At 71.6% G+C, this 6,397-nt stretch carries 8 protein-coding genes and 1 pseudogene; 5 read left to right on the top strand and 4 right to left on the bottom strand.

Translation table 11 applies throughout. The features are described from left to right. The 3 genes from FAF44_RS51470 to FAF44_RS51480 form a co-directional block, all read left to right on the top strand. A partial coding sequence (locus FAF44_RS51470) for an aminotransferase class V-fold PLP-dependent enzyme (RefSeq protein WP_237110816.1) occupies window positions 1-538 on the top strand: 538 nt, incomplete at its 5' end. Continuing rightward, entirely contained in the window at window positions 535-789 is a 255-nt protein-coding gene (locus tag FAF44_RS51475) for a sulfurtransferase TusA family protein (RefSeq protein WP_237110817.1), read from the top strand. The genes FAF44_RS51470 and FAF44_RS51475, both read left to right, overlap by 4 nt. A 91-nt stretch (window positions 790-880) precedes the next feature. Then, window positions 881-1,315, top strand: a complete 435-nt coding sequence (locus FAF44_RS51480; RefSeq protein WP_237110818.1) for a CBS domain-containing protein — start codon at window positions 881-883, stop codon at window positions 1,313-1,315. Window positions 1,316-1,388: 73 nt separating this feature from the next. Here FAF44_RS51480 and FAF44_RS51485 read toward each other — a convergent pair whose 3' ends face one another. Beyond that, complete coding sequence (locus FAF44_RS51485; protein WP_237110819.1) at window positions 1,389-2,375, bottom strand: carbohydrate kinase family protein; 987 nt, start codon at window positions 2,373-2,375, stop codon at window positions 1,389-1,391. 107 nt (window positions 2,376-2,482) lie between these two features. Then, the gene (gene erpA / locus FAF44_RS51490) at window positions 2,483-2,836 is read right to left on the bottom strand and encodes an iron-sulfur cluster insertion protein ErpA (RefSeq protein WP_237110820.1); all 354 of its coding nucleotides are present in this window, start codon (window positions 2,834-2,836) and stop codon (window positions 2,483-2,485) included. Between the two features lie 160 nt (window positions 2,837-2,996). On the opposite strand from erpA, the gene nadA reads away from it, so the two are divergent. Then, window positions 2,997-4,154 (top strand): quinolinate synthase NadA, encoded by a 1,158-nt coding sequence (gene nadA, locus FAF44_RS51495; RefSeq protein ID WP_237110821.1) that lies wholly within the window; start codon window positions 2,997-2,999, stop codon window positions 4,152-4,154. A gap of 200 nt (window positions 4,155-4,354) precedes the next feature. After that, complete coding sequence (locus tag FAF44_RS51500; RefSeq protein ID WP_237110822.1) at window positions 4,355-5,035, top strand: L-2-amino-thiazoline-4-carboxylic acid hydrolase; 681 nt, start codon at window positions 4,355-4,357, stop codon at window positions 5,033-5,035. Between the two features lie 65 nt (window positions 5,036-5,100). On the opposite strand, the gene FAF44_RS51505 is transcribed toward FAF44_RS51500, so the two are convergent. Next, the gene (locus FAF44_RS51505) at window positions 5,101-5,706 is read right to left on the bottom strand and encodes an SIMPL domain-containing protein (RefSeq protein ID WP_237110823.1); all 606 of its coding nucleotides are present in this window, start codon (window positions 5,704-5,706) and stop codon (window positions 5,101-5,103) included. A 70-nt stretch (window positions 5,707-5,776) separates the two neighbouring features. Continuing rightward, a pseudogene (locus FAF44_RS51510) lies at window positions 5,777-6,397 on the bottom strand (hypothetical protein); the annotation flags it as partial.

Genomic DNA, 6,397 nt, shown 5'->3' on the forward strand with positions numbered 1-6,397 from the left:
GGGCGGGCCCGCCGGGGTGGGCGTGCTGGTGGTGCGCAAGGGCACCCGGTTCCGCTCGTACCTGCCGGAGGACGAGCGGGAACGGCGGCGGGTGCCGGGGTTCGAGAACGTGCCCGCCGTCGTCGCGGCGGCGGCGGCGCTGCGCGCGACGGTCGCCGAGGCGGCCGTGGAGCAGAAGAGACTTTCCGGGCTTATCACCAGAATCAGGGAGACCGTCCCGAAGATCGTGCCGGACGTCGAGGTCATCGGCGACCCCGTTGACCGGGCGCCGCACATCGTGACCTTCTCCTGCCTGTACGTTGACGGCGAGGCGCTGCTGACCGAGCTGGACAAGGCCGGCTTCGCCGTGTCGTCCGGAAGTTCGTGCACCGCTAGTACGCTTCGTCCATCGCACGTCCTGGAAGCGATGGGCGTGCTGACGCATGGAAATGTCCGGGTGTCGCTGCCCAGGGGCGCCGCCGCGGACGAGGTCGACAGGTTCCTCGCCGCGCTGCCCGACCTGGTGCGCCGCATCCGCCAGGACGCGGGAGTCGCATGACCGAGGTTGCCCAGCCGGCTCAGCCGGCCCTGACGATCGACGCGCTCGGGAAGAAGTGCCCGATCCCGATCATCATGCTCGCCGAGCAGATCAACTACGTGCCGCTGAACGCCGTCGTCGCCGTGCTGGCCGACGATCCGGCGGCGTACACGGACGTGCCGGCCTGGTGCCGGCTGAAGTCGCACCGCCACGTGGGCTCGTACGAGCTGCCCGGCGGCGGCTGGGCGATCCACGTCAGACGCAACTACTGAGCAGCCGGGCCGTCCGCGCGCCCGGTTCAGCTCCGCACGGTGGGTAGAGGGCTCCCGTAGGGGCAGTTTCGTCGACACTCAGGGGGGAGCCATGATCAGCGCATATTCGCGCGAGACCGCCCGCGACGTCATGAGCTCGGGTGCGGAGTGCATCCAGGCGCACGAGACCCTCGACCGGGCCGCGCAGATGATGCGGGACAACAACGTGGGCGCGCTGCCCGTGTGCGGGCCCGACGACCGTGTGACGGGCATCATCACCGACCGTGACATCGTCGTCAAGTGTGTGGCGGCCGGCCACGACCCGGCGCAGGTGACGGCGGGCGAGCTGGCCACGGGGCTGGTGTGGGTGCCGTCGGACGCGACCGTGGAGGACGCGCTGGCGCGCATGGAGGAGCACCAGATCAAGCGGCTGCCGGTGATGGACGGCGGCCGGGTCATCGGCATGATCAGCGAGGCCGACCTGGCCAGGCACCTGCCCGACGACCAGCTCGCCGAGTTCGTGCACCGGGTCTACGCCCTGCCGTGACGCGCGCACCGGCCGCGGGCCGTCCCGCCACGGCGGGACGGCCCGTGCCGCCGTCACGGCGGCACAGGGCGGATCAGGGGTGGTAGCAGCGGATGTGGCCGGCGATCTCGGCGGCGGCCTCGGCCCCGTAGGCGGCGGCGAACCGCTCCAGGAAGGACTTCTGGCCCAGCTCGTACTCCTGGCCGCCCACGCGCTCCAGCACGTGCGTGGCGGTGAGGTTGCCGACCTGGCCGCACCGCTCGAGCGGCAGCCCCCAGGCCACCCCGGCCAGGAACCCGGCGCGGAAGGCGTCGCCGACGCCCGTGGGGTCGGCCTTGCCGGTCTCGGGGGCGGGGGCGACCTGGATGGACGGCTCGCCCGCACGGTCGATGACGGCGCCCTTGGGGCCGAGCGTGGTCACCCGGACGCCGACCCGGCTCAGGATCTCCTGGTCGGACCAGCCGGTCTTCTGCTCGATGAGCCCCTTCTCGTAGTCGTTGGAGAACAGGTAGGCGGCTCCGTCGACGAGCTGGCGGATCTGCTCGTCCGCCATGCGCGCGAGCTGCTGGGAGATGTCGGCCGCGAACGGGACGCCGCGGCGGCGGCACTCGTCGGTGTGGCGCAGCATCGCGTCGGGGTCGTTGGGGCTGATCAGCACGAGGTCGAGCCCGCCCAGGCGCTCGGCGACCGGCTGCAGCTCGATGAGCCGCGCCTCGGCCATGGCGCCGGTGTAGAACGAGGCGATCTGGTTGTGGTGCTCGTCGGTGGTGCACAGGAAGCGCGCGGTGTGCTGGGTCTCGGAGACGTGCACCGAGCCGCAGTCGACGCCATGGCGCTCCAGCCACGACCGGTAGTCCGCGAAGTCGTTGCCGACCGCTCCCACCAGGATCGGCTTGAGGCCGAGACAGCCCATTCCGAAGGCGATGTTCGCGGCGCAGCCACCGCGCCGGATCTGGAGATCGTCGACCAGGAAGGAGAGTGACACTCGGTCGAGCTGCTCGGCGATGAGCTGATCGCCAAAGCTTCCAGGGAAGGTCATCAGGTGGTCTGTCGCGATTGAGCCGGTGACGGCGATGCGCACGGGATTCTTCTTCCTCGTTGTCGGCAGGCCAATGGGCTCCACGAGAATACGCGAAGGTCCCGGCCGCACAAAGGCGACCGGGACCCTCTTCGAGCGCCCGTCGAGCGCTAGTTGAACGAGTCTCCACACGCACACGAGCCCGTGGCGTTGGGGTTGTCGATCGTGAAGCCCTGCTTCTCGATCGTGTCGACGAAGTCGATGGAAGCGCCCATCAGGTAGGGGGCGCTCATCCGGTCGGTGACCACGCTGACACCGCTGAAGTCCGACACGACGTCACCGTCCATGGAACGGTCGTCGAAGAAGAGCTGGTAGCGCAGGCCCGAGCAGCCGCCCGGCTGCACGGCGACCCGGAGCTGCAGGCCCTCCTCGCCCTGCTGCTCGAGCAGGCTCTTGACCTTGGCGGCGGCCGCATCGGTCAGGATCAGGCCCTGTGCCGTGGTCTCGCTGCTCTCAACCGTCATCTGCTGACTCCCTACCCGGCTGTCTGTGTTTCCGACGTCCTACTGATGACGCTACCAACACCTGGGCATCCTCACACATTCCCCGGACGCCCCTCCCCCGGAATAAGCGCGGAGGGCCGTGTGTCTATGATGAGTATCGTCAAATCGACGATAAGGGGGTATGGCCATGGTTGCCCAGACTGGACTGCCGCTGTTCGTCCTCGGCCAGGGGGCTGATCCGCACAGCGAGAAGGGGGTCGACTGCCCCGGCGAGCTGCCGCCCGCCTCCGACCCCGGCCTGGTGGAGCGCGCCCGCAAGGCCAAGGAGGCGCTCGGTGAGCGCCTGTTCGTGCTCGGCCACCACTACCAGCGTGACGAGGTCATCCAGTTCGCCGACGTGACCGGCGACTCCTTCAAGCTCGCCCAGCAGGCCGCCGCGCGGCCCGGGGCCGAGTTCATCGTCTTCTGCGGCGTGCACTTCATGGCCGAGTCCGCCGACATCCTCACGGGCGCGGGCCAGAAGGTGATCCTCCCGGACCTGGCGGCCGGTTGCTCGATGGCGGACATGGCCACCTTCGACCAGGTCGAGGAGTGCTGGGAGGCGCTGGAGGACGTGGGGCTGGCCGATCAGGTGGTGCCGGTCACGTACATGAACTCCAGCGCCGACATCAAGGCGTTCTGCGGCCGGAACGGCGGTGCCGTCTGCACCTCCTCCAACGCCCGCCGCGCCCTCGACTGGGCCTTCGAGCAGGGGCAGAAGGTGCTGTTCCTGCCCGACCAGCACCTCGGCCGCAACACGGCGGTGCTGGAGATGGGCATGTCGCTGGAGGACTGCGTGGTGTGGAACCCGCACCGTCCCGGCGGCGGCCTGACCCGGGAGCAGCTCGAGCGCGCCAAAATGATCCTGTGGCGCGGCCACTGCTCGGTGCACGGCCGCTTCACCGCCGAGTCCGTGGACGACGTGCGCGCCCGCATCCCCGGCGTGAACGTGCTCGTGCACCCGGAGTGCCGTCACGAGGTCGTGCTCAAGGCCGACCACATCGGCTCCACCGAGCACATCATCAAGACGCTGGAAGCCGCCCCCGCCGGGTCGAGCTGGGCCATCGGCACCGAGCTGAACCTGGTCAAGCGCCTGGCCCAGACCTTCCCCGACAAGGACATCTCCTTCCTCGACCGCACGGTCTGCTACTGCTCGACCATGAACCGGATCGACCTGCCGCACCTGGTGTGGGCGCTGGAGTCGCTGGTGCTCGGGGACGTCGTCAACCAGATCACGGTGGACGAGGACACCACCCACTGGGCCAAGGTCGCCCTCGACCGCATGCTCGCCCTCCCCTAGCTCCTGGCGGGGACGGGCCCGTTGGACGTGATCGTCGCGGGCGTGCCAGACTTGCCCGCGACACATCAGCAACAGCCTGTCAGCGCCTGGTCGGTCGGTGGAGCGCGCTGGCGTGCTCGCCCGGTCGCGAGCACGCCCGATCACGCCTCCACGCGGGATCGCGGTCGTGTACGCGCCGAGCCGTACCCGAAAGGACGATCATGTCCACCGACCAGTTCGGGCTCGCCGAGGGCGGCTACGCCCCCGACCCCGATCGCGACACCACGCTGCTCCTCGACGCCTTCTACGACCATCTCGCCGCGACCCTGCGCGAGCACTCCCTGCCCACCGCGCTCACGACCGCCATGCGGGCGCGTCAGGCGGAGTTGGAGGCGGCCGGCCGGTCCCGGGTCGTCGACGAGCCCGCCCGGCACAACCTGCGCATGACCATGGCCCTGGTGGCCGCCTACGAGTCCCTGCGGCCCAGGCTGGGCCGGGAGACGGCCGTCATGGTCCTGCGCACGTCGTTCGTCGAGCCGTTCGCCGAGACACTGAAGGCGGGCACCCGCGCGATGCTGGACCACGCTCCGGACGCCTTCCGCGCCATGGTCGAGCTGAGCAGGGCCCGCGAGGAGCAGGCGTTCGGGAAGGGGTTCGTCTTCGACCGGGTGGCCGACGACGACACGCGTTACCACCTCGACGTGCGCCGGTGCTTCTACCACGACGTCCTGGCGGCGAGCGGGGCGCCGGAGCTGACCCCGGTCATGTGCGCGTTCGACGCCAACTGGATCGGGGCCATCGCGCCCGCCGAGCACGGCTTCGGCTTCGAGCGGCGCACCACCATCGGCACGGGCGGCACCCACTGCCCCTTCCATTTCAGCCGGAACCGGCCGGCGGGCTGACGCCCTCCTGACCGCCCGTCCTGACCGCCCGTCCCGCCCGCGCGGGACGGGCACCCGGGGGCGGGTCAGCCGAAGTCGTAGCCGAGCGTCACCACGACGGTGAGGGCCTGGCGGCCCGGACTGATCGAGGCGTCGCTCTCGGCGAACGTCTGCGCCAACTGCCGCAGCGGCACCGGCGGCCCGCCCCTCAGCTCCTCGCGCACCGACACCACCCGCCCCAGCGGACGGCCGGCCAGGCCCGCGTACTGGGCCGCCTTGGCCGCGGCGTCCCTGAACGCGCTGACCCTGGCCCCGGCCAGCGCCTTGGCCGGGTCGGAGACCTCGAAGCCGACGCCGTTGAGCCTGGCCTCCTCGCCGACGCCCACCACCGTGTCGATCACGTGGTCGCCGCGGCTCACGTCGCGTACGACGACCTCGACGCCCTGCGCCGCCCGATAGGCCGCCACCTTCGGGTACGTCTCGTACTCGGGGCCCAGGGACAGCTCGGCCGTGGTCACGTCCTCGGGTGCGACGCCCGCCTGCCGCAGCGCCACCGCCAGCCGGGCGGCGGCGGCCCGCACGGCGGCGAACGCCTCGGCGGCCGAGGCCCGGCGCACCTCGACACCCGCGTGCAACCGCAGCGTGTCGGGCGCGACCAGGACGGAGCCCTCGCCGGTCACGGTGATGTCCACGCTCGACCCCCTCATAGTGGGTTCCGCCTCGATCCTAGAACGGCCCGCGACGCCACGGGGAGACCCGGCGTCAGACGGCCCCAGCGACCGCCTCGGGGGCGTTGAGCTGGGGCCGGCGACGCGTCCGCAACAGCCGGACGCCGCCCGTGCCGGGTTCCGCGCCGGGTTCCGCGCCGGGTTCCGCACCGGGTTCCGTGCCGAGTTCCCTGCTGAGTTCCGCGGCCAGCCGCCGGGCGCAGCCGTCACCCCGTCCGGAGCCGAGCACGGTGACCGCGACCTCGGGGAACGGCATCTCGGCGCGCAGCCGGCGCAGGCCGTCGGCCATGCCGCGGCGGGCCAGCCGCTCCCCCGCCATCGCGGCGAGCACCTTGCCCATGCCGTAGACGCCCGACGGGTCCGGACGCCCGGTGAGCAGCCGGTGCGTGAGCGGCCCCGCCACGCGGGCCAGGGCCGTCGCGCCCCAGGTGCCGCCGAGCGCGGGCAGCCAGGTGCCCGCGGCCTCCAGGAACGCCGCGGGACGGCGCGTCACCGGACAGGCCGGCTCCACCAGGACGAGCTTGGCCAGGCGCATCGGGTGCAGCCGGGCGAACGCCTCGGCGTGCCAGCAGGCCACCCCGTGGGCGATGAGGACGACCTGCTCGGGGTGGGCCGGGGACAGCGCCGCCAGGCGGGCGACCTCGTCGTAGAGGGT

The sequence above is a fragment of the Nonomuraea sp. MG754425 genome, assembly GCF_021699195.1.
Lineage (GTDB): Bacteria > Actinomycetota > Actinomycetes > Streptosporangiales > Streptosporangiaceae > Nonomuraea.